The organism is Streptomyces sp. WZ.A104 (assembly GCF_002382885.1).
In the GTDB taxonomy this organism is placed as follows: Bacteria; Actinomycetota; Actinomycetes; order Streptomycetales; family Streptomycetaceae; genus Streptomyces.
The window spans coordinates 22,197-45,949 of the sequence record NZ_NWVL01000058.1 but is presented as its reverse complement, the minus strand read 5'-3'; the positions used below and the strand labels follow the sequence as shown (position 1 = coordinate 45,949).

Here is a 23,753-nt window from a genome sequence, read left to right as displayed (position 1 = left end):
GGGTGTTCCCCCAGGTGTGGCGGTGTTCGATGAACGGTCCGAAGGTCGGGCGGACCGCTGCGGCCATGCCTACAGGTAGTGGTGCGTTGGCAAGAAGTGGTTGGCCGCGATGCGGACATGTCGGCACACGTAGTGGAGAGTTGAACAAAGTTGATCTTGCGGCGCAGCGTGGCGTGCGGGGCGTTCGGCGCAAATCTTGCACCTGATGCGCCCATCGTCTGAATAATTTCCTGTGAAGGGTGGAGAGTTGTGCGCGTCCTCACATGTGAAACATGTCCGGAACATATGCGCGCGCTCGGTCTCGCCGAGGGGCTTCGTCATGTCGGTACGGGCTGGAATGTCGCCGACACGGTGAACAGGGCGAGACCGGCAACCCCGAGCAGCCTCAGACGGTTGCGCGAAGTCAAGGGCTTCCTCCCAACGGTGCCGGTGGCGCGGGCGGTTGACGGACCGTCCGGACAGTCGAGCGCCACTCGGCCCGGGGGCCCGGCGACTGTCGACCGTCTGGTCGGTATCCAGCCTCTTGACCCCCGGTCCCCGGCCGCCCAGGATCGCGCCATGACCGGTGTACGCAGCAGCACAGTCGACGGCGTCCTCACCCGCAGTGCCCGGCGCACCCCCGCACGCAGCGCCGTGCGGTACGCCGACCGGGCCTGGACCTACCGCTCCCTGGACGCCGCGGTCTCCACGGCCGCCGCCGTCCTCACCGACGAGCACGCACTCGCCCCCGGCGACCGGGTGGCCGCCTACGCCCACAACTCCGACGCCTATCTGATCGCCTTCCTCGCCTGCTCCCGGGCCGGGCTGGTGCACGTCCCGGTCAACCAGAACCTCACCGGCGACGACCTGGCCTACCTCCTGGACCAGTCAGGATCCGCGCTCGTCCTCACCGACCCGGATCTCGCGGAACGCGTTCCCGCGGGCCACCCCGTACGTACCCTGCGCGACGCGCCCGGCTCGCTGCTGGAGGCCCTGGCCACCGAGCGGCCCTTCACCCCGGAGCACGCCCCCGCCTCCGACGACCTGGTGCAGCTGCTGTACACCTCCGGCACCACCGCCCTGCCCAAGGGCGCGATGATGACACACGGAGCCCTGGTCCACGAGTACGTCAGTGCCATCACCGCCCTCGGCCTAACCGCCACCGACCGGCCCCTGCACTCCCTGCCGCTCTACCACTCCGCCCAGATGCATGTGTTCCTGCTGCCGTATCTGGCGGTGGGCGCGGAGAACACCATCCTCGACGCGCCGGACGCCACCCGGATCTTCGACCTCGTCGAAGCGGGCCTGGCCGACAGCCTGTTCGCCCCGCCCACCGTCTGGATCGGCCTCGCCAACCACCCGGAGTTCACCGCCCGTGACCTCACCGGTCTCCGCAAGGCGTTCTACGGGGCCTCGATCATGCCCGTACCCGTCCTGGAGCGGCTGCGCGAACACCTGCCGCGCCTGGCCTTCCACAACTGCTTCGGCCAGAGCGAGATCGGGCCGCTGGCCACGGTCCTCGGCCCCGACGAGCACGAGGGGCGGATGGAGTCCTGCGGCAGGCCCGTCCTCTTCGTCGAAGCCCGGGTCGTCGACGAGAAGGGCGAGGACGTCCCGGACGGCACCCCTGGCGAGGTCGTCTACCGCTCGCCCCAACTGTGCTCCGGCTACTGGGACAAGCCAGAGGAGACGGCGGCAGCCTTCCGCGACGGCTGGTTCCACTCCGGCGACCTCGCCGTCCGCGACGCCGAGGGTTTCCTCACCGTCGTCGACCGGGTCAAGGACGTCATCAACTCCGGCGGCGTTCTCGTCGCCTCCCGGCAGGTCGAGGACGCCCTCTACACCCACCCCGCCGTCGCCGAGACCGCCGTCATCGGCCTGCCGGACGACCGCTGGATCGAGGCCGTCACCGCCGTCGTCGTCCTGCGAGGCGAGGCGGACGAGGCCGAACTCATCGCCCACGCCCGCGAGAGGCTCACCGCCTTCAAGGCGCCCAAGCGGGTCGTGTTCGTGGACGCACTCCCGCGCAACGCCAGCGGAAAGATCCTCAAGCGGCAACTGCGGGACGAGCTGGCCTGAACCGGCCGCCCATCGCGGGCATGACCCAGCCGTGCAGGGCCACGCCGAGCGGCACACTCACGATGCCCGCTACCATCCCCTCACGACGAGTGGGACCGGAGCGCGGCCCCGACCTGCCCGGGGGCCGTGCTCACCGTGTGCCGGACTCCCGCAGGTCCACGATCCGCCGGATCTTGCCCACCGAGCGCTCCAGCGACTCCGGGTCCACGATCTCGACGCCGACCGACACCCCGATCCCGTCCTTCACCGCCGCCGCGATCGCCAGGGCCGCCGTTTCCCGCTCGGCCGCCGTCGCCTCGCCCCGCGCCTCGGCCCGCACGGTCAGCGCGTCGAGCCGCCCCTGCCGGGTCAGCCGGAGCTGGAAGTGCGGGGCGACGGCAGGCGTACGCAGCACGATCTCCTCGATCTGGGTGGGGAACAGGTTCACCCCGCGCAGGATCACCATGTCGTCGCTGCGGCCGGTCACCTTCTCCATCCGGCGGAAGGTCCGGGCCGTCCCCGGCAGCAGCCGCGTCAGGTCCCGGGTGCGGTAGCGGATCATCGGCATCGCCTCCTTGGTCAGGGAGGTGAACACCAACTCGCCCTCCTCGCCGTCCGGCAGCACATCCCCGGTGAACGGGTCCACGACCTCCGGGTAGAAGTGGTCCTCCCAGATGTGCAGGCCGTCCTTCGTCTCCACGCACTCCTGAGCCACACCCGGGCCGATCACCTCCGAGAGCCCGTATATGTCGACCGCGTCGATGGCGAACCGCTCCTCGATCTCCCGTCGCATCGCCTCCGTCCACGGCTCCGCACCGAAGATCCCGACCTTGAGGGAGGTCGTCCGCGGGTCGACGCCCTGCCGCTCGAACTCGTCCAGCAGCGTCAGCATGTAGGACGGCGTGATCATGACGATCTCGGGCCGGAAGTCCTGGATCAGCCGCACCTGACGCGAGGTCATGCCGCCGGAGGCCGGGATCACCGTGCAGCCGAGCCGCTCCGCCCCGTAGTGCGCGCCGAGCCCGCCGGTGAACAGCCCGTATCCGTACGCCACATGGACCTTGTGGCCGGGGCGTCCGCCCGCCGCCCGGATCGAGCGGGCCACCACGTCGGCCCAGGTGTCCAGGTCCCGTTCGGTGTACCCGACGACGGTCGGGCGTCCGGTCGTGCCGCTGGAGGCGTGGATGCGGCGGACATCGCGCTCCGGCACGGCGAACATCCCGAAGGGGTAGTTGTCCCGCAGGTCGGCCTTAGCGGTGAACGGGAAGCGCGCGAGGTCGGCGAGCGTACGGCAGTCCTCGGGCCGCAGTCCGGCACGGTCGAACGCCTCGCGGTAGAAGGGGACGTTGGTGTACGCGTGGTGCAGCGTGGTCCTCAGCCGCTCCAGTTGCAGGGCCTCCAGCTCGTCCCGGCCGAGCCGTTCCGCCGCGTCCAGCATGGCCGTCATCAGGGCCCTTCCTCTCCCGAAGCGGGTGACCGATCATTCGGTCGATCTTCCTGGGAGCAGTAATTCAGGAGGCCGGGTGCGCTGGCAAGAGGTGCGCGGAGCTCCCGCGAATCAGCCCGCCGCGAAGTACGGTGCGGCGGTGCACGGGTTCCTGTTTGGATGGCGGGTATGCCGATCTTCACCGCGTACGACACGACCCGGCTCGCCTATCACCTGGTGGGGGAGGGGGAGCCGCTGATCTGCCTGCCCGGCGGGCCGATGCGGGCGAGCGCGTACCTCGGGGACCTCGGGGGGCTCGCGGACCGGCGACAGCTCGTCCTGCTGGATCTGCGCGGCACCGGTGACTCCGCCGTGCCCGGGGACCCCTCGACGTACCGCTGCGACCGTCTCGTCGACGACGTGGAGGCGCTGCGCGACCACCTGGGCCTCGACCGGATCGACGTGCTGACGCACTCCGCGGGCGCCGACCTGGCCCTGCTGTACGCCGCCCGCCACCCGAACCGCCTGCGCTCCCTGACCCTCGTCGCGCCCAGTACCCGGGCCGTGGGCATCGAGGTGAGCGACCAGGATCTGCGCGAGGCCGCCGAACTGCGCCGCGACGAGCCCTGGTACCCGCAGGCGCGGGCCGCTCAGGAGGCGCTGCTCGCCGGCGGGCCGTTCGCCGAGCTGTGGCCCGCGGTCCGGCCGCTCACCTATGGCCGCTGGGACGAGGCGGCCCGAGCACACGCCGCCGCCTCCGCCGGACAGACCAACCCCGAGGCCCGTGACCGCTACGCGGGCACGGGCGCCTTCGACCCGGCCCGCACGGCCGCCGCCCTGCGCGAACTGGCTGTGCCGGTGCTGGTCCTGGCCGGAGAGCTGGACGGTCACCCGAGCCCGGACCGGGCTACGGAGCTCGCCGCGCTCTTCCCGCACGCCGAGTTCGTCGTCCAGCGCGGCGCGGGCCACTTCCCCTGGCTGGACGATCCGGGTGGCTTCGCCCGTACGGTCGAGGCCTTCCTCGACCCGGACGTCCACAGCGTCCAGGCGGGCGGGACCCGGCTCGCGTACCGGGTGTGGGGTGACCCCGGGGCCCCGCCGGTCGTCCTGCTTCACGGCCGGGGCGGGAACAGCGGGACCTGGACCCGGATCGCGGAGGACCTGGCCGCCGACCACCGGGTGTACGCCCCCGACTTCCGGGGCCACGGGCTCAGCGACTGGCCAGGCCGCTATGCGTTCGAGCTGTTCCGCGACGACCTCCACGCGTTCCTGGAGGCACGCAACCTGGCGGGTGCGACCGTCGTCGGGCACTCCATGGGCGGGGTGGCCGCCTGCCTCCTGGCCCAGCGGGAACCGGCCCTGGTCGGGCGGCTGGTCATCGAGGACGCCCCGCCCCTCCTCCCGCTCGACCCGCCCCGGCCTCCGTCCGTCCGCCCGGCGGGCGAGCTCGACTTCGACTGGCCCGTCGTCCCGGACACCGACGCCCAGCTGAACGCCCCCGACCCCGAGGCCCGCGAACGGCTCGGGGAGATCACCGCGCGCACCCTCGTCATCGGCGGCGGCCCCACCAGCCACATCGACCAGGACCAGCTCGCCCGGACGGCCGACGCCATCCCCGGCGCCGCGTTCGTCACCATCGAGGCGGGCCACCTGATCCACATGACCCGGCCGGACGCCTTCCTCGCGGTGATCAGGTCGTTCGGCCTGGCGTGAGGGTCAGCGCTCCGGTGCCACCGGCGCCGGGCGGTACGCGTCGCGACGGCGGCGCACCCGGCTCAGCCCCCGGCCGCCGCCACCGCCTTCGCCCACCGGTAGTCCGCCTTGCCGCTGGGGGAGCGCCGGATCTCGTCGGTGAGGACCAGCGCGCGCGGGATCTTGTATCCGGCGAGCCGGGACCGGCAGTGCGCCTGGAGCGCGCCGAGGTCCAGCGCCTCGGCCTCCTGGCGCAGTTGGACCACGGCTGCGACCCGGTTGCCCCAGCGCTCGTCGGGGACGCCCGCGACCAGCGCGTCGTACACGTCCGGATGTGACTTGAGCGCCTGCTCGACCTCCTCCGGATAGACCTTCTCCCCGCCGGTGTTGATGCACTGCGAGCCCCGGCCGAGCACGGTGACGATGCCGTCCGCGTCCACGGTCGCCATGTCGCCGAGCAGCACCCACCGCTCCTCACCCTTGCGGAAGAAGGTGTCGGCGGTCTTGGCCGCGTCGTTGTAGTAGCCGAGCGGGACGTGGCCCCGCTGGGCGATACGGCCCGGCTCGCCGGGCGCCACCGGCTCGTACGTCACCGGATCGACCACGGCCGTACGGGCGTTGACCTGGACCCGGAAGCCCTTCTCGGGGCCCGAGTCGGCGGTCGCCGTGCCGTTGAAGCCGGACTCGGAGGAGCCGAAGTTGTTCAGCAGCATCACCGTCGGCACGAGCGCCTGGAACTCCGCCCGCACCGAGTCCGACATGATCGCCCCGGAGCTGGAGACGGAGAACAGCGAGGAGCAGTCCGTCCCGGCGAGCGGCCCGTTCAGGCAGTCGATCAGCGGGCGCAGCATCGCGTCGCCGACCAGCGACACACTGGTGACCTTCTCCTTCTCGATCGTCCGCAGCACCTCTTCGGGGACGAACTTGCGGTGGATGACGACCCGTTGGCCGAAGTTGAAGCCGATGAACGCGGTCAGGGTGGAGGTGCCGTGCATCAGCGGCGGGGTGGGGAAGAAGGTGATGCCGTCGCCGCCCGCCGCGACCCGCTCGGCCAGTTCCTGCGGACTCTTCACCGGGTCACCGGTCGGCGCGCCACCGCCGAGTCCCGAGAAGAACAAGTCCTCCTGACGCCACATCACACCCTTGGGCATGCCCGTCGTGCCGCCGGTGTAGATGATGAACTGGTCGTCCGCGGAGCGCGGTGCGAAGCCCCGCAGGGGCGATCCGGAGGCCTCGGCCTCAGTGAAGGGGACGGTGGCGAGGCCTTCGGGCGCGGCGGCGGGCCCCACCCGGACCAGCCGGCGCAGCGCCGGGGCCTGCGGGGCGGCCGCCGCGACCCGCTCGTCGAATTCGCCGTCGAAGACGAGCGCCGCGAGATCCGCGTCCCGGTAGAGGTAGGCCAGTTCCTCTTCCACGTAGCGGTAGTTGACGTTCACCGGCACGATCCGGGCCTTCAGCGCTCCCAGGACCGTCTGGAGGTACTCCACCCCGTTGTAGAGGTGCAGCCCCAGGTGCTCGCCCGGGCGGATTCCCGCGTCGATGAGGTGGTGGGCGATCCGGTTGGCGGCGGCGTCCAGTTCCGCGTAGGTCAGCCGCCGCTCGGCGCCCGTACCGGGATGGTCGACGTACAGGAGCGCCTCGCGGTCGGGGACCGCGTCCACGACCGACTCGAACAGGTCGGCAAGGTTGAACTCCACCGTTCCTCCTGACCCCGGATGACTGGCGACTCGGCCGTCATTAGAGCGCCGGACGGCACAAGTGGGAAGGGGTGGCGTCGAAAGAATCTGACTGCCTGTCAGAAAACTATTGAACTGCGTCCCCGGCTACTGCAACCTGTTCCAGGTCTGGAGAACAGGAGTCGGTCATGGGCGGTACGGAACACCTCACCGTGCGGCGCGAAGGCGCCACGCTGGTGCTCACCTTGAACAGACCACAGGCCAGGAACGCTCTCTCGCTGCCGATGCTCGTCGGTCTGTACGACGGCTGGATCGAGGCCGACGAGGACGACACCGTCCGCTCCGTCGTCCTCACCGGCGCGGGCGGCGCGTTCTGCGCGGGCATGGACCTCAAGGCGCTCGCGGGCGGCGGGATGGAGGGCGAGGAGTACCGGGAGCGGATGACCGCCGACCCGGACCTCCACTGGAAGGCGATGCTGCGCCACCACCGCCCCCGCAAACCGGTGATCGCCGCCGTCGAGGGGCCCTGTGTCGCGGGCGGCACGGAGATCCTGCAGGGCACCGACATCCGCATCGCCGGAGCGGGCGCCACCTTCGGGCTCTTCGAGGTCCGCCGCGGCCTCTTTCCCATCGGCGGCTCCACCGTCCGGCTGCCCCGCCAGATCCCCCGCACCCACGCCCTCGAAATGCTCCTCACCGGCCGCTCGTACACCGCCGAGGAGGCCGCCGCCATCGGGCTCATAGGCAGGGTCGTCCCCGAGGGCGCCGCCCTGGACGAGGCCCTCGCCGTCGCCGAGCGGGTCAACGCCTGCGGGCCGCTCGCCGTCGAGGCCGTCAAGGCCTCCGTCCACGAGGGCGCCGAGCTGACCGAGAGCGAGGCTCTGGCCGCCGAACTCAAGCGCGGCTGGCCCGTGTTCGCCACCGAGGACGCCAAGGAGGGCGCCCGGGCCTTCGCGGAGAAGCGCCCGCCCGTCTACCGGCGCGCCTGACCCCCCAGCCTACGGAGAGAGCCATGACCGATGTCCTCAGCGCCCCGCTGGTGGTCGAATTCCCCTTCACCCGCTCCCTCGGCCCCGTCCAGAGCGCCTTCCTGACCGGACTGCGCGAACGCACCGTCCTCGGCGTCCGCACGGAGGACGGCACAGTCCTCGTCCCGCCCGTCGAGTACGACCCGGTCACCGCGGGCGAACTGCGTGAGCTCGTCGAGGTCGCCCCCACCGGCACCGTCACCACCTGGGCCTGGAACCCGTCCCCGCGCCGCTGCCAGCCGCTGGACACCCCGTTCGCCTGGGTGCTCGTCCGCCTCGACGGGGCCGGCACCGCACTCCTGCACGCCCTCGACGCGCCCGGACCGGACGCCGTGCACACCGGCATGCGCGTCCGTATCCGCTGGGCCGAGACGCGTACCGGCGCCATCACCGACATCGCCTGCTTCGAACCGTACGACGGCGAGCCCGGCCCGGCCGAACCCACTTCGCACACCGGGGAGTTCACCGACCCCGTCACCCGCATCGTCGCCCCTGCCCGCCTCGACTACGTCCACACCCCCGGCCGCGCCCAGAGCGCCTACCTGAAGGCCCTCGAAGGGCACCGCACCGTCGGCGAACGCTGCCCCGCCTGCCGCAAGGTCTACGTCCCGCCGCGCGGCGCCTGCCCCACCTGCGGGGTCGCCACCGCCGAGCAGGTCGAGGTCGGCCCGCGCGGGACCGTCACCACCTTCTGCATCGTCAACATCAAAGCGAAGAACCTGGACATCGAAGTCCCCTACGTCTACGCCCACATCGCCCTCGACGGCGCCGACCTCGCCCTGCACGGACGCATCGCCGGAATCCCCTACGACCAGGTGCGCATGGGGCTGCGCGTCGAGCCCGTCTGGAGCGGTGCTGGTGAGGGGTCCCCCCACCCCGACCACTACCGGCCCACCGGCGAGCCCGACGCCGACTACGACACGTACAAGGAGCTGGTGTAGATGCGAGACGTGGCGATCGTCGCCTTCGCCCAGAGCGCGCACCGGCGGCGCACCGACGAGCTCTCCGAGGTCGACCTGCTGATGCCCGTCCTCCACGAGGTGCTGGGCGCGACCGACCTCAAGGCCAACGAGATCGGGTTCACCTGCTCCGGCTCGGCCGACTACCTCGCGGGGCGGGCCTTCTCCTTCACCATGGCGCTCGACGGCGTCGGCGCCCACCCGCCCATCTCCGAGTCCCATGTCGAGATGGACGGGGCCTGGGCGCTGTACGAGGCCTGGGTGAAGATCATGACCGGCGAGGCGGACACGGCCCTCGTCTACGCCTACGGCAAGTCCTCGCCCGGCCAGGTCCGCGACGTCCTCACCCGCCAGCTCGACCCGTACTACGTGGCCCCGCTCTGGCCGGACTCCGTCGCGCTCGCCGCCCTCCAGGCGCAGGCCCTCATCGACGCCGGAGCCACCGACGAACCCGCCCTCGCCGAGGTCGCCGCCCGCAACCGCTCCGCCGCCGCCGACAACCCGTACGCCCAGCTCACCGGCGACGTCCCCGCGGGCGGCCACCTGGTGCGGCCCCTGCGTACCGGCGACTGCCCGCCCATCGGCGACGGCGCGGCCGCCGTGATCCTCGCCGCCGGAGACACCGCTCGCGCCCTGTGCGAACGGCCCGCCTGGATCCGGGGCATCGACCACCGCATCGAGGCCCACGGCCTCGGCGTCCGCGACCTGACCGACAGCCCCTCCACGCGGCTCGCCGCCCAGCACGCCGGAGCCTTCGAGCGGCCCGTCGACACGGCCGAGGTGCACGCCCCGTTCACCTCGCAGGAGGTCGTCCTGCGAGGCGTCCTCGGGCTCGGCGACGACGTCGCCGTCAACCCGTCCGGCGGTGCGCTCGCCGCCAACCCGATCATGGCCGCGGGCCTCATCCGGCTCGGCGAGGCCGCCGCCCGCATCCACCGGGGCCAGTCCGACCGGGCGCTCGCCCACGCCACCTCAGGACCCTGCCTGCAACAGAACCTGGTCGCCGTCCTGGAAGGGGAGAGCGCTCATGCCTAAGGAGCCCGTGGCCGTCGTCGGCATCGGCCAGACCAAACACGTCGCCGCCCGGCACGACGTCTCCATCGCCGGACTCGTCCGCGAGGCCGCCGTCCGGGCCCTGGAGGACGCCGGGCTGACCTGGAGCGACATCGACGCCGTCGTGATCGGCAAGGCCCCCGACTTCTTCGAGGGCGTCATGATGCCGGAGCTCTACCTCGCCGACGCGCTCGGAGCGGTCGGCAAACCCATGCTGCGGGTCCACACCGCGGGCTCGGTCGGCGGCTCCACCGCCCTGGTCGCCGCGGGTCTCATCGCCGCCCGCGTCCACCGCACCGTGCTCACCCTCGCCTTCGAGAAACAGTCCGAGTCCAACGCCATGTGGGGCCTCTCCCTGCCCGTCCCCTTCCAGCAGCCGCTGCTGGCCGGGGCGGGCGGCTTCTTCGCCCCGCACGTGCGCGCGTACATGCGCCGCACCGGCGCCCCCGACGCCGTCGGCTCCCTCGTCGCGTACAAGGACCGCCGCAACGCCCTCAAGAACCCTTACGCGCACATCCACGACCACGACATCACCCTGGAGAAGGTCCAGTCCTCGCCCATGCTCTGGGATCCGGTCCGGTACTCCGAGACCTGCCCCTCCTCCGACGGGGCGTGCGCGATGATCCTCACCGACCGCGACGGCGCGGCCCGCTCCCCGCATCCGCCCGCCTGGGTGCACGGCGGCGCGATGCGCAGCGAACCCACCCTGTTCGCGGGCAAGGACTTCGTCTCCCCGCAGGCGGGCAAGGACTGCGCCGCCGACGTCTACCGGCAGGCCGGGATCACCGACCCGCGCCGGGAGATCGACGCCGTCGAGATGTACGTGCCGTTCTCCTGGTACGAGCCGATGTGGCTGGAGAACCTCGGCTTCGCCGACGAGGGCGAGGGCTGGAAGCTCACCGAGGCGGGCGTCACCGAGATCGACGGCGACCTCCCGGTGAATCCCTCGGGCGGGGTGCTCTCCACCAACCCCATCGGCGCGTCCGGCATGATCCGCTTCGCCGAGGCGGCCCTCCAGGTCCGGGGCGCGGCCGGGGACCACCAGGTCGACGGGGCCGCCAGGGCTCTCGGCCACGCCTACGGCGGAGGGGCTCAGTTCTTCGCCATGTGGCTGGTGGGAGCCGAGCCGCCCGCAGGCTGAACAAGGGCGGCGCCCAGGGCGCGCGCCGCACCGGAGGGCACCGGAACCCCGTCGGCTCCCGGCACCGCCGAGCCGGGCGCGATCCGCCCGGGCCCGGCTCCGCGACGTGAGCCGGGCCACGTAACATGGCAGCATGTCCTTCCTCCGCCGCCGTAGCGCCGCAACACCCGCGGGCCCGGACTTCGACGTCCTGGCCATGGACCCGGGGGACTGGCCCGGCAACCTCGGCGCCGGTCTGCTCCCCGCCCCCGACGGCAGCTGCCAGGGCGTCTTCCTCCGGTACGACCTGTACGGCGGCCGCGGCCCGGCCATGATCATCGGCAACCTCCCGGCTGGTTCGCCCGCCCGGGAGACCGAGGAGGGGCAGGTCCCCTTCGAGGTGGCGCAGCTGCTGCTCGCCCTGGAGAACGACGAGCCGATCGAGGTCGTCAGCTCCGAGGACGTTCCGGTGATGCAGGGGGACAACCTGCTGATCGTCCGCCGCATCAAGCTCTCCGAGAGCCGGATCGCCTGCGTCCAGTTCGACCGGAGCGACGGTGTCCTCGTGACCATCGCCAGCTGGGACCGGCCGATCACCGACGACCTCTACACCCTGCTCAAGCCCCTGCCCGCGGAGCTGTTCCAGCAAGGCTGAAACGTATCTCCATAGGCCGCCCGCATATGCCGGGCGGCCTTTTCCGTGCCCCGTGCCCCGTGCCCCGTGCGCCGCCGTGGCTCGCCGCGCTTCTCGCGCGGCGAGCCACGGACCGTGAACTACGCCGGGCTGCCAGCCAGTTGGGCCATCATCCGGGTCACCTGCGCCGCCGACGTACCGAGCCCCGTGGGGCCGCTCAGATGCCAGGGGGTGGCGTGGCCCTGCCGCAGGTCCTCCTCGCGGTAGCGGCGGCAGCCCCGGTGCCAGATCAGGATTCCCGCGATCCAGTGCTTGAGTTCCTGCACATAGCCCGCCAGGATCTCTCGCGCCTCGGCGTCCAGGCCGAAGTCGTCGTACAGCACCGGCAGTTCGACCTCGGCGACATGCAGGAACTGCCGCAGCCGCGAGTTCATCAGGTCGTGCACGATCGCCACGCCCGTCGGATAGTCGACGCCGAAGAAGTTCTGCACGACCAGGACGCCGTTGTGCACCTCTCCCTCGTACTCGATCTCCTTCTGGTACGAGAACAGGTCGTTCATCAGACACGCGTAGTCCGCCGCCGCGTTCTCCAGGGAGCGCATCGGACCGCTGCGGTAGACCTCGTCCGGGACCTTCCTGCCGTGCCCGAGACGGCACAGGCTCATCGTCAGGTCCGAACCGAAGGTCGCCCGCCGCATCTCCACGTAGTCCACCGGATCGGGGACACGGTTCTGCGCCTGGTTCGCCAGCTCCCACAGCCAGCTCTCGGTCATCGACTCGATCGCGGTCCGGAAACTGCGCCGCCCGCCCGCGTCCATCGGGGCGGCCGTCCTGCGCCACAGATCGCCCAGGCTCCGCTCCAGGGCGTTCACCGGCTCCGGCGTCCCCTCGCCGTCCAGTGGCATGAACAGCGACAGCCGTTCGTTGGCCAGGCGCGCGCCCGCCAGGTCCCGGGCCCGCCCGTGCACGACCGGGAACCAGTCGTCCCCGTACGTCCCCCAGGCCAGCCACGCCGAGGACAGGTCCAGCTCGTCCGGGGTCGCGTCCGGATGCAGGCCCGCCGCGCACAGCGGCAGGTCGATCGCGATGATCCGCCGCTCGTCCCAGATGTGCGAACCCGGCACGCCCGGCTGGGCCTCCAGGATGCCCATCCGCCGCGCCCAGTCGACGACCCGGACCCGGGCCCCCTCCAGATGCGGGCTCAGCGTCGTCCCGAACGGCAGGTCGAAGTCAGGCAGCAGCGAGGGGCCCACGTGCTGGTACGGCACATGGCTGTGACTGCGGGCCCGGGCGGTCTCCGAGCGGAGTGTGAACCGGATGGAGGCGGCGGACATGCCGAAGCCGGCCACGGCCTCACCCGCACCGCCGCCGTTCATGTAGCGGCTGGAGCGCATGTGCCATTCGTGGCCGCCGGACTGCCAGTCCTGGAGCCCCTTGACGTACGCCAGCACGGCGGCGGTCTGCGCCGGGTCCAGGCCCTTCTCGGCGCAGAGCGGGCCGAGCTCGGTCAGCGCGGTGTTCTCGAACTGCTGGAGCCGCGAGGTCAGCAGGTCGTTGACGGCCTCGGCGGCCTCCTGCGTCGAGCAGCCGAGGAACTTCTCCAGCACCAGCACGCCGTTGCTGTTCTCCCCCTCGTCCTCCACCTCGCGCTGGTAGGAGAAGAGGTCGTTGCGCAGGTGCACCCCGTCGGAGAAGGCGTCCCGCAGCACCCGCAGCGGGCGGGCGTCGGCGACCGACGCGGGCACCTCGGCGTTCGCCGCGTACTCCACCAGGCCGGCGGACCAGGGCGCGCCGCCCACCTTGCGGCGCATCTCGATGTACTCGACGGGGTTCGCGATGCGGCCCTCGTGGATGTTGGCGAGTTCCCACAGGGACTCGTTGAGCAGGTACTCCGTCGCCTCCGCGAACCGGGCCCGCCAGGCGTCCGACATTGCCGGGACCGTCCGGGCCCACAGATCCGCGAGCCCCGCCTCGACGGGGCTCGTAGGCTCCGGCGTCGCCGCGCCCCGCTCCATCGGCATGAAGGCGGGCAGCCGGTCCAGATGCCGCTTGCCGCCCTCTCGGTCGGGCGTGCGCTTGAACAGCTCCAGGAAGTGGTCGTCGAAGAAGAAGACCCACACGTACCAGTCGGTGACCAGGGACAGGGCCTCGGCCGAGCAGTCGGGGTGGGTGTAGGCGCACAGGAGGGCGTAGTCGTGCGCCTCCAGGTCCTTCTCCTCCCAGATGCCGGACCCCTCCAGCATCCCCATGGAACGGGCCCACTCGCGGGTGTGCGTGCGTGCCGCCTCCACATGAGGGTTGAGCCGTGCCGGATACGGAACATAGAAGTCCGGCAGTGAGAAGGGCTGTGCCATGTGCGTCAGGCCTTTCCAGAAGCCTCCGCGCGCGGACACGCGCGGACCGGTGGTGTCCGCGCAGCACTACCCTTCGGCCATACGGAGCACGCACGACGGCGATTAGTCACATAATCGCGGCTTGGCCTGTGCGTGCTCGGAAGTCGGTCGCTCAGTAGGCGGAGTCGACGTTGTCGATCGAGCCGTAACGGTCCGCGGCGTAGTTCGCGGCGGCGGTGATGTTGGCGACCGGGTCGGTGAGCTTCTTCGGGGTGCCCTTGACGTGGTAGGCGTCGAAGGTGGGCTGGATCACCTGGAGCAGGCCCTTGGAGGGAATGCCGTTGCGCGCGTTGATGTCCCAGTCGTTGACGGCGTTCGGGTTGCCGCTGGACTCGCGCATGATGTTGCGGTGCAGCCCCTCGTAGGAGCCGGGGATGTTCTTCTTCTTCATGATGTCGAGCGACTCGCGGATCCAGCCGTCGAGGTTGTTCGCGTACTTCTTCGGCGTGACGGCCTTGCGCTCGGTGGAGCGGTTGGCGGCCTGCTTCTCGGAGCGCTCCTTCGCGGCGGCCTTCTCCGCGGCGGCCTTTCGGTCGGCCACGGCCTTCTTGGCGGCGGCTTCCTTCTCGGCGGTGTCCTGAGCGGCCTTCTTCTCCGCGGCGTCCTTCGCCGTGGGGATGCCCGCGGCGGCGACCGGCTCGACGGCGACGGAGGAGCGGGCCGCGGCGGGCGGCGTGTCGCCCTGGGCGCTCGTGGCGGCTATGGCGGAGACGGAACCGGCCGCGACGAGCGCGGCGGTGGCGAGCTTGTGCGTACGGGTGATGCGCAGGGTGGAGATGCGGGGCATGCGTGAGCTCTTCCTGATGGGGGACGGGCTTCGCGGCCTTCGCGCCGCGTCGGCAGGGTCCGAGCTGTTCGGCCGCGGCCGCCGGTGGGCGCTCCTCGCTGGCTCGTACTCGGTGCTTGCCGGAATCCATGGTTAGCGGTGCCCGATACGAGATGCAATGACCGCCATTACTACTCTTCGTCGTGGAACACCAATTTATGAGCCATTTGGGCTGTTCGTTACGCCGTACGGGATCGACGGCGTCCACTAACGGAGGTCGTAGGTGACGTGGGTCTCGTGGCGGGCCTCACCCGTGGAGGCCCCCGGGACAGCTCTACGTCAGCACGCGGTCACGCCGGATCGGCACACAGAACAGCGCGCTGCGGGACCGGTGTGTCGGCACCGGTCCCGCAGCGCGCTTCCCCTTCACAGTGGCTTGAGCACCGTGGTCTTCGCCGGGCGAACACCCGCCCGCCCTTGTTGTCGTACGGCCCCGCGCGGCCGCCCCGCACCGAGGGGACGGCGCGGGGCGGCGGCTGTCGCGCCGGGAGTCAGCGCGTGCCGACCGCCGCCCGTACGGCCCGCCGCGCCATCGCGCAGTCGTCGTGCAGCCTGCGCAGCAGCAGCCGCTGCTCCTCACCGCAGGAGAGGGCGCCGGGGCGGTCCTGCCCCGCACCCACCGGGGGCGCCTCGCGCATGGTCCGCTGCACCGCGGTCTCGTAATTGCGGATCTCGCGGGTCAGCACCAGCATCAGGTTCACCAGGAACGCGTCTCGCGCGGCCGGGCCCCTGGCCTGCGCCAGCTGGCTGATCTGGCGCCGCGCCACCGGGGCGTCGCCCAGTACCGCCCACAGGGTCGCCAGGTCGTACCCCGGGAGATACCAGCCCGCGTGCTCCCAATCGACCAGCACCGGCCCGGTCGGCGACAGCAGGATGTTGGAGAGCAGCGCGTCACCGTGACAGAACTGCCCCATCCCCTGCCTGCCGCTCGCGTGCGCCAGACCGTGCAGCAGCTTCTGCAGATCGCCGAGGTCGCGGTCGGTGAACAGACCGAGCTCGTGGTAGCGCGCGATCCGCGAGGCGTAGTCGAGCGGCGCCTCGAAAACACCGGGCGGCGGCCGCCAGGCGTTCACCCGGCTGATCGCGCCCAGCGCGGCGCGGATGTCCGCCCGCGGCGGCGCCTCGGCGGGGTGCCGGGTCAGGGCGGCGACCCGGCCGGGCATGCGCTCGATCACCAGCGTGCAGTTCTCCGGATCCGCCGCGATCAGCCGGGGCACCCGTACCGGGGGACGGTGCCGGACGAACGCGCGGTATGCCGCTATTTCGTGCCGGAACCGCTCAGTCCACGCGGGGGAGTGGTCCAGTAAACACTTCGCCACGGCGGTGGCCCGCCCGGTCGTTCCTACGATCAGGACCGAGCGGCCGCTGCGGCGGAGCACCTGGACCGGGTTGAACTCGGGGCAGATGCGCTGCACGGAGGCGATCGCCATCCGCACCTGCGCGCCCTGCGGCCCGGACAGGTCGATTCTCCCGCTGAGCGGTCCGGTGCCCGGTCCCGAGGCCCGTCGGGGCCGGCCCAGACCCTGCACCGGTGCACCGGTGGGAGGGGCGAGATAGGGCCCGCCGCCCGCTCCCATCGGGCGGAGCGGGCGGGGCGGGGCGGACACGGAGGACGATGCTGTGTACATGGGCGAGACAGATCCCTTCGTGCGCCGACAAGGTACGCGCGCCAACCCGGCCGACGGCCGTTCGGCACCCTGGGGAGTACCTAGGGCTGCCGGGCGGGGTGGCGCTTTCCTACCTGACAACGAGTCACGGGTGGCAGACCATCTGGCGGACCCTGGCGAACCCTGGCGAATAGTCACAGCGCATCTGACCGGGGGTTAGTGTCAAGTCAGCCGAGAACCTGGGGGCTTGACGTGACCGGAGAACCCAACACCCGCCTTTCTGACCTGTTCGGCCTGGCCGGCTGGTCCAAGGGCGAACTCGCGAGAATGGTGAACCGGCAGGCGGCGGCCATGGGCCACCCGCAGCTGGCCACCGACACCTCGCGTGTCAGGCGCTGGATCGATATGGGGGAGTCCCCCCGTGATCCCGTGCCCGAAGTGCTGGCGGCCCTGTTCACCGAGCGGCTCGGCCGTGTCGTGACCATCGAGGACCTCGGGTTCGGCCGACGCGGGCGTGTGGGGAAACGGCGTGACTCCGGGACGGAACACAATCCCGATCAACTGCCGTGGGCGCCCGAACGGACGGCAGCGGTCCTCACCGAATTCACGGGAATGGACCTCATGCTCAACCGTCGCGGCCTGGTGGGTGCGGGCGCCGCGCTCGCCGCCGGCTCAACCATCGCAAGGCCCATGTACGACTGGCTGCACAGCGACCCCGCTCTGGCGGCCGACGCGCCACGCACCAACGACCCCCTGCATGCCGACCCTGCCGGATTCGACCGGTACGAGGCCGCACCCGTCGGCTCGGACGAGATCGAGGCACTGGAGCACTCGGTCGAGGTGTTCCGCGCCTGGGACGCCTCCCGAGGCGGCGGACTCCAGCGCAAGGCCGTCGTGGGCCAGCTCAACGAGGTGGGCGGCATGCTCGCCTACCGTCACCCCGACCACCTCCAGCGGCGGTTGTGGGGCGTCGCCGCCAACCTCGCCGTCCTGGCGGGCTGGATGTCCCACGACGTGGGCCTCGAACCCACCGCCCAGAAGTACTTCGTCATCGCCGCCCACGCGGCCCGTGAGGGCGGCGACCGGCCGCGCGCCGGTGAGGCGCTCTCCCGGGCGGCCCGCCAGATGGTGCACCTGGGCCGCCCGGACGACGCGCTCGACCTGATGAAGCTCGCCAAGTCCGGCTCCGGCGACGAGACCCTGCCGCGTACCCGGGCGATGCTGCACACCATCGAAGCCTGGGCACAGGCATCGATGGGCCGTGGCCAGGCGATGCGGCGCACCCTCGGCGAGGCCGAGGAGCTCTTCGTCTCGGACAAGGGCGATGTGCCGTCGCCCAGTTGGATGCAGATGTTCGACGAGGCCGATATGCACGGCATGCAGGCACTCGCCTTCCGCACCCTGGCCGAGCACGACCCGGGGGCCGCGATCATCGCCCAGCGCCATGCCAAGCAGGCGCTGGAGCTGCGGATCAACGGGCGCCAGCGGTCCAAGATCTTCGACTACATCTCGCTGGCCTCGGCGTGCTTCATCGCCAACGACCCCGAACAGGCCGACCGTTACGCCCGGCTCGCGCTGGTGTCGATGGGGGAGACCTCCTCGCACCGCACCTGGGACCGGCTCCGCGAGATGTACCGGCTCACCGGTCAGTTCTCGGGGTACGCCGGGATCCAGGACCTGCGCGAGGAGATCGAGCTGTCGATGCCGCCGAGCAGGAAGAAGGCCGAGGGCACACAGATCTGAAGCGGGCGCGGTCGCACCGGTCCTGAACCGGACGGACCGCCCGGGGCAGGAGAACCGAACAGACCGGAAACCGTAACGCCGTCGTAGGGCGCTCCCTCACGCCCCGATCCGGGCGACCAGTACACACGCATCGTCCATGCGCTCGGCCCCGCCGAACTCCTCGACGACGCTCCGCACGCACTCCTGGGCCGTACGGGCCCGGGCGAACCGGGGAGCGAGGGCGAGCAGTGCCTCCGGGCCCGCACCCCGGTCGCTGCGGCGCGTCAGACCGTCGGTGTGCAGAACGAGCACGTCGCCGGGGAACAGGCGTACCTCGTCCTGTTCGAAGGCGACCTTGGAGGAGGCGCCGAGCAGCACCCCGTCCGGCGGGGGCAGCGGCCGTCCCGATCCCTCGCGGAAGAGCAGCGGAGCGGGGTGTCCGGCCTGCGCCCAGGACAGGATCGAGCCGTCGGGGTCGAAACGGCAGCACAGGGCGCTGCCCAGCGCGGGCTGCATCGACGATTCGAGCAGCTGGTTGAGGTGTCCCATCAGCGCGCCCGGCTCGATGCCGGCGACCGCCATGCCGCGCAGCGCGCCCAGCATCATCGCCATCGCCGAGGTGGCGGGGATGCCATGCCCGGTGAGATCGCCGACGGTAAGCAGTGTCCGTCCGTCGGGGAGCTCCATCGCGTCGTACCAGTCGCCGCCGATGAGTCCGCTCGACGTGGAGGGGAGGTAGTGCGCGGCGATGTCCAGAGCCCCGGGCCCCTGCTGCGGGAGGCGCAGCGATCCGCGCCACGGCGGCAGGACGGTCTCCTGGAGTTCGACCGCCATCCGGTGCTCGGCCCGCTCGATGTGCTCCTCGCGCCGCACCGAGGCGCGGCTGCTGCTGACCGCCTGCTCGCTGCGCCGCAGTTCGCTGACGTCCCGCAGGACTGCCCACATCGAGGCGGTGCAGCCCTGCGCGTCGAGGACCGGCTCGCCCGTCATATGGAGGGTGCGCGTCCGGCCGTCGGGGCGGACGATGCGGAACTCCCCGTCCATCGGACGCCCGTCGACGAGGCAGCCCGTGACCATGGCGGTCAGCAGTGGCTGATCGTCGGCCAGGAGCACGGACGGCATGTCGTCCAGGGAGAGGGGCGGGGACCCGTGCGGCCTGCCGAAGATCCCGTACAGCTCGTCGGACCAGCTGACCTCGTCGGTGAGGAGATTCCACTCGGCGCTGCCCACCCGGTTGAGCAGGGAGCCGGACCGGGGGTCCTCCGGTGTTCCCGCGGTCTCCGGGGCGCCGTGCTCGGCCCGGCGTGTCGGCAGACCCGCCTTGAGCTGTCCCAGATGCTCGTCGAGATTGTCCAGGTGGTGGACGGCCAGCTCGCACAGGGCGCGCTGCCAGCGCAGCTGGGGGTCGTCCTCGTCGATCACGACGGCGTCCCGCCGCACGGCGTCCACGTCTCCGCGCAGCCGGCGCGTCCGGTCGATCAGGGCGTCGACGGCATCGTGCGCGGGGGGCTGTGGTGCGGGGCGGTCCGCGAAGTGGGGGGACGGCATCTCGTACTCCGATGCAGGCGCGGCGTAGCCGGTTCTGATGGGTGGACCGCTACCGACTGTGGCACAGGCCGCGGCGACCCGTAAGGGATTTGGCGACACTCGATGCGTTGTTGCTTCTGGCATATGCCAGCGGCTGGCCGGGGTGGTGGTCATCCGAACAGGCTTGCGCTTGGGGGGAGTTGGCTGGTCCGTGCGGGGGTTTCGCGACCGGGGGAGCCGACGGCCCGGAGTCCCGCCCCTCGTGCCGTGGATCACATCGCGGGGGGCGGGTGCCTGGGGGCGGCCCTGGATGGTTTATCGTTCACCTATACGTGGTGTGAGGGGGCCTTGCCTCCGGGCCTCGTCTCCGGCTCATGGGGAAGATCGCGCAGCCGAATCCCCTGGCGTTCGCCGCCGAGAGGCGACCACCCCCTCACGCACGCACTCAAGCTGCCCCGGCTGGATTCCCCCGATCCGGCCGGGGCTTCCCCCTCCCCGGCCGCGGTCCGTCGCCCGGACGCGGTGCCGCTTCGACGATCAGCGCCCGGCCGCCGCCACCAGGGCCGGCAGCCCGAGCCTGCCGCCGTAGGACCCGACCCGGCCGAGCCCAGAGCACGGCCGCCCCACCGAGCAGCACCGGATTCCCGGTCATCACCCCGGAGAAGTCCTGCCCCACACAGAGTGAAGAAGTGAAGAGAAGGTGAGACGGGGGAGCCCGACCGGGGCACGGGCCGTCAGACCGTCTCGTGGAGATCCTTCGCGTAGTGCTCGATGGCCCGCCGGTACCCCTGTACGTGCGGGTCGTCGCTGGTAGCGGCTGTCAGCTCCAGCAGCAGCCGCATCGCCTCGTGATGCTCACCGGTGTTGAACAGGGCCATCGACAGGAACGTCCGCAGCGCCCCGTCCTCCGGGAACTCCTCGACGCCCCGGCGCAGGATCTCCACCGCCTGCCCGTACCGGCCCAGGATCCGGTACGTACTGCCCAGCCCCAGCAGCGCGCCGCGCCGGTCCTCCGTGCTGAGCTCCGGCTTCGCCAGGCAGCGTTCGTAGTACGTCACCGCCTCCGCCTCCAGGCCGAGAACGTCATGGATCCACGCCGTCCGGTAGGCCACCTCCGCGTCGTGGGGGTACTCGGCGGTCAGCGCGAGGAGCCGTTCCCGTGCCTCCTCGGGGCGGCCCTCCGCGCGCAGCCGCTCGGCCTCGTCCAGCAGATCCTTCTTCTTCTGTGCACTCATGGGCTCATCGTCGCAGGCGGCCGTGGACAGCCGAGTGAGATTCCGCGCCCGGGTCGGCCCCGCCGAGCGCCGACCCGCAGCCCGGGCCGCGATCCCGCTCCAAGAAGGCCGTCGGCCGCTCGTTCGTCGGCCGGCTGCGCAGGCGCTGATCCGCGCGCCCGCAGCCGAGGCCCGGGCACCCGTTCGGGCCGGGCCGTTTGCGGGCGCCCCGGGCCGGACGCACGGTGGGGACACGTCCTGCGCGCGGATGCCGCACGGATTTCCAGCCGAGGAGGAGCGACATGGCCGAAGGCCAGTGGAGCCCGGGCCGCACGGAGGCGGACGCGAACGAGTTCCGGCCCGTCCTGGACATCGTCGAACCCCCGGGCCAGCGACGGCTGACCGTTCTGCTGCGACTCCTGCTGCTGATCCCGCACTTCATCGTGCTGTTCTTCCTGCAAATCGCGGCGTTCTTCACGGTCATCCTCGGATGGTTCGCGGCCCTCGTGCTGGGACGGCTGCCCGACCCCGTGTTCCGGTTCCTCAGTGCGGTCCTCGGATACGACATGCGCGTCTCCGCGAGCGACATGCTGCTGGTGGACCGCTACCCGCCGTTCGCACTGACCCCGCCCCCCGACTACCCGGTACAGATCGAGGTGCGGCCCACCCCGCTCAACCGGCTCGCGGTCCTGTTCCGCATCTTCCTGATGATCCCGGCGGCGATCGTGCAGAGCCTCGCGGTGTACGGCTGGTGGGCACTGTGCTTCGTCTGGTGGCTGATCACGCTGGTCCTGGGCCGTATGCCGAGGCCGCTGTTCGAGGCGACGGCGGCCACCCTGCGCTACCGGATGCGGTTCTCCGCGTACTCCATGATGCTCACCCCGGCCTACCCCAAGGGCCTCTTCGGGGACGACGACTTCACCGTGGCGCAGGGGGCGCGGCGCTCCTCGACCCGTCCGCTGGTCATGAGCAGCGCGGCGAAGTGGCTCGTGGTGCTGTTCCTGGTGCTCGGCCTGGCGGGCCATGTCACCTCCTCCGTGACCGCCACGTGGACCGACGAGCCGACGGACGACACCCGCCTGGTGGGCCCCTGAGGGCCGACCAGGCGGGGGCTACGGGACAGCCCTCAGCCACCCTGTGGGGTGTCGCCGGACTGCTCCGCCGCCCGGGCGCAGCGCCGTGCCAGATCCGCGACCGCGTCCCTGAATTCGTCCGGCCCGACGATCTCGAAGTCGGCGTCGAACCTGGCGACAGCGGCGGCCACCCCCGCCCACGACCAGGTGCCCAGGACCAGGCGACAGCGGTCCGGGCCGAGTTCTTCGACGACGCCGTCGCGCAGGTACCCGGACACCTCGGACGCGGGCAGGCCGAGGATCACCTCGCCGCGGCAGGGCCAGCCGTCGGGGCCGTCGGAGCCCCGGAACCGGGCTGCGACGAAGGCGGCCACATCCCCTCCGGGCACCTCGCGCGGGGTGAACCGGGGCCCCGTGGGGGTGCGCGGGGCGATCCGGTCCACGCGGAAGGTGCGCCAGTCCGCGCGGTCGAGGTCCCACCCCACGAGATACCAGCGCCCGCCCCACGTGACGAGGTGGTGCGGCTCCACCCGGCGCGGCCGGGCGGCGGAGCCCCCGGTCTCGTCCGTGCGCGGCGCGTGCGCGGGGGAGTGGTCGAAGCGCAGCACCTCGCCCGCGTGCACGGCCGCGCTGAGCGCCATCAGTACGCGTGGGTCGGCCTGCGGGCCGGGCGGGCCCGGCGTACGTTCGACGGCGGTGATGCGCAGGGCGTCGAGGCGGTGGCGCAGCCGGTCGGGCATGACCTGCCGGACCGTGGTCAGCGCACGGGCCGCGGCCTCCCCGATCCCGGCCCCGGTGGCGGCAGCGGTGCGCAGGGCGACGGCGAGGGCGACCGCCTGGTCGTCGTCGAACAGCAGCGGCGGCAACCGCGCGCCCGCGTCGAGCCGGTAGCCGCCGTCGGGCCCCTTGAAGGCCACGATCGGATAGCCCAGCTCGCGCAGCCGGTCGACATCCCGGCGCACCGTGCGGGGGCTGACCTCCAGCCGCTCGGCCAGAGCCTGCCCCGGCCAGTCCCGGCGGGCCTGGAGCAGGGAGAGCAGCGACAGCAGACGCGCTGATGTTTTCGGCATGACGCCAGTATCGGTTGGAACAGAGGCCATACCCTGTCCTCTTCTCCTGGGAGAGTGGATCTCGTACCGGACGACGTGAACCACCGGAAGGACTCCATCGCCGTGACCTCCACGACCACCACCCTTTCCTCCCTCGACGGCGAGCGGGCCGACCTGCTCGCCGCTCTGGCCGAAGCGCGATCCACGCTGACGGCCACCGTGCGCGGCCTCGACGACGAACAGGCCGGTCTGCGCCCCACGGTCAGCGCCCTGTGCCTGGGCGGCCTGATCAAACACGTCACGGCCACCGAGAGCGGCTGGCTGCGCTTCGTCACCGAGGGCCCCTCGGCGATGTCCTTCGCGCTGCCCGACGGGGTCACCTGGGACGACCTGATGGCCGGCACGGCCCGTGAGCTGCCGCAGTGGGCGATCGACCGGGAGAGGGAGTTCCGGATGCTGCCCGGAGAGACAGTGGCCGGGATTCTGCGCGACTATGAGCAGGTCGCCGCCCGCACCGAGAAGATCGTCACCACCGTCCCCGACCTGTCCGCGACCCACCCGCTCCCCGACGCGCCCTGGAACGAGCCCGGTGCGGTGTGGAGCGTCCGGCGGGTCCTGGCTCACGTCATCGCCGAGACCGCCCAGCACGCCGGGCACGCGGACATCCTGCGCGAGAGCATCGACGGACGGCAGGCGACCTGACCCCCCGGGGAGGGC

18 protein-coding genes are annotated in these 23,753 nt (G+C 71.7%); 10 read left to right on the top strand and 8 right to left on the bottom strand.

Annotated features, from left to right (window positions below):
- The first annotated feature begins 558 nt into the window (after window positions 1-558).
- The gene (locus tag CIB93_RS26800) at window positions 559-2,058 is read left to right on the top strand and encodes an acyl-CoA synthetase (RefSeq protein WP_096630531.1); all 1,500 of its coding nucleotides are present in this window, start codon (window positions 559-561) and stop codon (window positions 2,056-2,058) included.
- Between the two features lie 130 nt (window positions 2,059-2,188).
- On the opposite strand, the gene paaK is transcribed toward CIB93_RS26800, so the two are convergent.
- Window positions 2,189-3,484: a phenylacetate--CoA ligase PaaK gene (gene paaK / locus CIB93_RS26795; protein WP_096630529.1), complete on the bottom strand. Its 1,296-nt coding sequence runs from the start codon at window positions 3,482-3,484 to the stop codon at window positions 2,189-2,191.
- A gap of 168 nt (window positions 3,485-3,652) precedes the next feature.
- Between paaK and CIB93_RS26790 the strand changes: the two genes are divergently transcribed.
- Window positions 3,653-5,176 carry an alpha/beta fold hydrolase gene (locus CIB93_RS26790; protein ID WP_096630527.1) on the top strand — a complete coding sequence of 508 codons (1,524 nt, stop codon included), beginning with the start codon at window positions 3,653-3,655 and terminating at the stop codon, window positions 5,174-5,176.
- A 62-nt stretch (window positions 5,177-5,238) separates the two neighbouring features.
- Here CIB93_RS26790 and CIB93_RS26785 read toward each other — a convergent pair whose 3' ends face one another.
- Entirely contained in the window at window positions 5,239-6,852 is a 1,614-nt protein-coding gene (locus tag CIB93_RS26785) for an acyl-CoA synthetase (protein WP_096630526.1), read from the bottom strand.
- 167 nt (window positions 6,853-7,019) lie between these two features.
- Between CIB93_RS26785 and CIB93_RS26780 the strand changes: the two genes are divergently transcribed.
- The 5 genes from CIB93_RS26780 (at window position 7,020) to CIB93_RS26760 (ending at window position 11,646) form a co-directional block, all read left to right on the top strand.
- Entirely contained in the window at window positions 7,020-7,820 is an 801-nt protein-coding gene (locus tag CIB93_RS26780; protein WP_096630524.1) for a crotonase/enoyl-CoA hydratase family protein, read from the top strand.
- Window positions 7,821-7,843: 23 nt separating this feature from the next.
- Entirely contained in the window at window positions 7,844-8,800 is a 957-nt protein-coding gene (locus CIB93_RS26775) for a Zn-ribbon domain-containing OB-fold protein (RefSeq protein WP_096630522.1), read from the top strand.
- Window positions 8,801-9,853 carry a thiolase domain-containing protein gene (locus CIB93_RS26770; RefSeq protein ID WP_096630520.1) on the top strand — a complete coding sequence of 351 codons (1,053 nt, stop codon included), beginning with the start codon at window positions 8,801-8,803 and terminating at the stop codon, window positions 9,851-9,853.
- Window positions 9,846-11,012, top strand: a complete 1,167-nt coding sequence (locus CIB93_RS26765) for a thiolase domain-containing protein (RefSeq protein WP_096630518.1) — start codon at window positions 9,846-9,848, stop codon at window positions 11,010-11,012. The genes CIB93_RS26770 and CIB93_RS26765 overlap by 8 nt, the downstream gene beginning before the upstream one ends.
- A 133-nt stretch (window positions 11,013-11,145) precedes the next feature.
- Window positions 11,146-11,646, top strand: a complete 501-nt coding sequence (locus CIB93_RS26760; RefSeq protein ID WP_096630517.1) for a hypothetical protein — start codon at window positions 11,146-11,148, stop codon at window positions 11,644-11,646.
- A gap of 119 nt (window positions 11,647-11,765) precedes the next feature.
- Here the strand turns inward: CIB93_RS26760 and CIB93_RS26755 are convergent, their stop codons facing one another.
- The 3 genes from CIB93_RS26755 to CIB93_RS26745 all read right to left on the bottom strand — a co-directional run bounded on the left by CIB93_RS26755 (window position 11,766) and on the right by CIB93_RS26745 (window position 16,472).
- Entirely contained in the window at window positions 11,766-13,979 is a 2,214-nt protein-coding gene (locus CIB93_RS26755) for a Geosmin synthase (RefSeq protein ID WP_096630515.1), read from the bottom strand.
- A 151-nt stretch (window positions 13,980-14,130) separates the two neighbouring features.
- On the bottom strand, window positions 14,131-14,805 hold the full coding sequence (locus CIB93_RS26750; protein WP_096630513.1) for a transglycosylase SLT domain-containing protein: 675 nt from the start codon (window positions 14,803-14,805) through the stop codon (window positions 14,131-14,133).
- A gap of 530 nt (window positions 14,806-15,335) precedes the next feature.
- Window positions 15,336-16,472: an aminoglycoside phosphotransferase family protein gene (locus CIB93_RS26745; protein ID WP_096630511.1), complete on the bottom strand. Its 1,137-nt coding sequence runs from the start codon at window positions 16,470-16,472 to the stop codon at window positions 15,336-15,338.
- Window positions 16,473-16,703: 231 nt separating this feature from the next.
- Here CIB93_RS26745 and CIB93_RS26740 point away from each other — a divergent pair, with 231 nt between their 5' ends.
- Window positions 16,704-18,194 (top strand): hypothetical protein, encoded by a 1,491-nt coding sequence (locus CIB93_RS26740; RefSeq protein ID WP_096630510.1) that lies wholly within the window; start codon window positions 16,704-16,706, stop codon window positions 18,192-18,194.
- 96 nt (window positions 18,195-18,290) lie between these two features.
- On the opposite strand, the gene CIB93_RS26735 is transcribed toward CIB93_RS26740, so the two are convergent.
- Both CIB93_RS26735 and CIB93_RS26725 read right to left on the bottom strand, forming a co-directional pair.
- Window positions 18,291-19,721 carry a PP2C family protein-serine/threonine phosphatase gene (locus CIB93_RS26735; RefSeq protein WP_096630508.1) on the bottom strand — a complete coding sequence of 477 codons (1,431 nt, stop codon included), beginning with the start codon at window positions 19,719-19,721 and terminating at the stop codon, window positions 18,291-18,293.
- Window positions 19,722-20,434: 713 nt separating this feature from the next.
- Entirely contained in the window at window positions 20,435-20,935 is a 501-nt protein-coding gene (locus tag CIB93_RS26725) for a tetratricopeptide repeat protein (protein ID WP_096630507.1), read from the bottom strand.
- Window positions 20,936-21,216: 281 nt separating this feature from the next.
- Between CIB93_RS26725 and CIB93_RS26720 the strand changes: the two genes are divergently transcribed.
- Window positions 21,217-22,008 (top strand): DUF4389 domain-containing protein, encoded by a 792-nt coding sequence (locus CIB93_RS26720; protein ID WP_096630505.1) that lies wholly within the window; start codon window positions 21,217-21,219, stop codon window positions 22,006-22,008.
- 32 nt (window positions 22,009-22,040) lie between these two features.
- Here the strand turns inward: CIB93_RS26720 and CIB93_RS26715 are convergent, their stop codons facing one another.
- On the bottom strand, window positions 22,041-23,057 hold the full coding sequence (locus CIB93_RS26715; protein ID WP_096630504.1) for a YafY family protein: 1,017 nt from the start codon (window positions 23,055-23,057) through the stop codon (window positions 22,041-22,043).
- Between the two features lie 102 nt (window positions 23,058-23,159).
- Between CIB93_RS26715 and CIB93_RS26710 the strand changes: the two genes are divergently transcribed.
- A complete protein-coding gene (locus CIB93_RS26710) occupies window positions 23,160-23,738 on the top strand; it encodes a DinB family protein (protein ID WP_096630542.1) in 579 nt (192 codons plus the stop codon).
- Window positions 23,739-23,753 lie beyond the last annotated feature (15 nt).

What these genes read in the sequence shown, in the direction of transcription:
- CIB93_RS26800 (WP_096630531.1), top strand. Translation starts at nt 559, where the DNA reads ATGACCGGTGTACGCAGCAGCACAGTCGACGGCGTCCTCACCCGCAGT.
- paaK (WP_096630529.1), bottom strand. Translation starts at nt 3,484, where the DNA reads ATGACGGCCATGCTGGACGCGGCGGAACGGCTCGGCCGGGACGAGCTG.
- CIB93_RS26790 (WP_096630527.1), top strand. Translation starts at nt 3,653, where the DNA reads ATGCCGATCTTCACCGCGTACGACACGACCCGGCTCGCCTATCACCTG.
- CIB93_RS26780 (WP_096630524.1), top strand. Translation starts at nt 7,020, where the DNA reads ATGGGCGGTACGGAACACCTCACCGTGCGGCGCGAAGGCGCCACGCTG.
- CIB93_RS26775 (WP_096630522.1), top strand. Translation starts at nt 7,844, where the DNA reads ATGACCGATGTCCTCAGCGCCCCGCTGGTGGTCGAATTCCCCTTCACC.
- CIB93_RS26770 (WP_096630520.1), top strand. Translation starts at nt 8,801, where the DNA reads ATGCGAGACGTGGCGATCGTCGCCTTCGCCCAGAGCGCGCACCGGCGG.
- CIB93_RS26765 (WP_096630518.1), top strand. Translation starts at nt 9,846, where the DNA reads ATGCCTAAGGAGCCCGTGGCCGTCGTCGGCATCGGCCAGACCAAACAC.
- CIB93_RS26760 (WP_096630517.1), top strand. Translation starts at nt 11,146, where the DNA reads ATGTCCTTCCTCCGCCGCCGTAGCGCCGCAACACCCGCGGGCCCGGAC.
- CIB93_RS26755 (WP_096630515.1), bottom strand. Translation starts at nt 13,979, where the DNA reads ATGGCACAGCCCTTCTCACTGCCGGACTTCTATGTTCCGTATCCGGCA.
- CIB93_RS26750 (WP_096630513.1), bottom strand. Translation starts at nt 14,805, where the DNA reads ATGCCCCGCATCTCCACCCTGCGCATCACCCGTACGCACAAGCTCGCC.
- CIB93_RS26745 (WP_096630511.1), bottom strand. Translation starts at nt 16,472, where the DNA reads ATGTACACAGCATCGTCCTCCGTGTCCGCCCCGCCCCGCCCGCTCCGC.
- CIB93_RS26735 (WP_096630508.1), bottom strand. Translation starts at nt 19,721, where the DNA reads ATGCCGTCCCCCCACTTCGCGGACCGCCCCGCACCACAGCCCCCCGCG.
- CIB93_RS26725 (WP_096630507.1), bottom strand. Translation starts at nt 20,935, where the DNA reads ATGAGTGCACAGAAGAAGAAGGATCTGCTGGACGAGGCCGAGCGGCTG.
- CIB93_RS26720 (WP_096630505.1), top strand. Translation starts at nt 21,217, where the DNA reads ATGGCCGAAGGCCAGTGGAGCCCGGGCCGCACGGAGGCGGACGCGAAC.
- CIB93_RS26715 (WP_096630504.1), bottom strand. Translation starts at nt 23,057, where the DNA reads ATGCCGAAAACATCAGCGCGTCTGCTGTCGCTGCTCTCCCTGCTCCAG.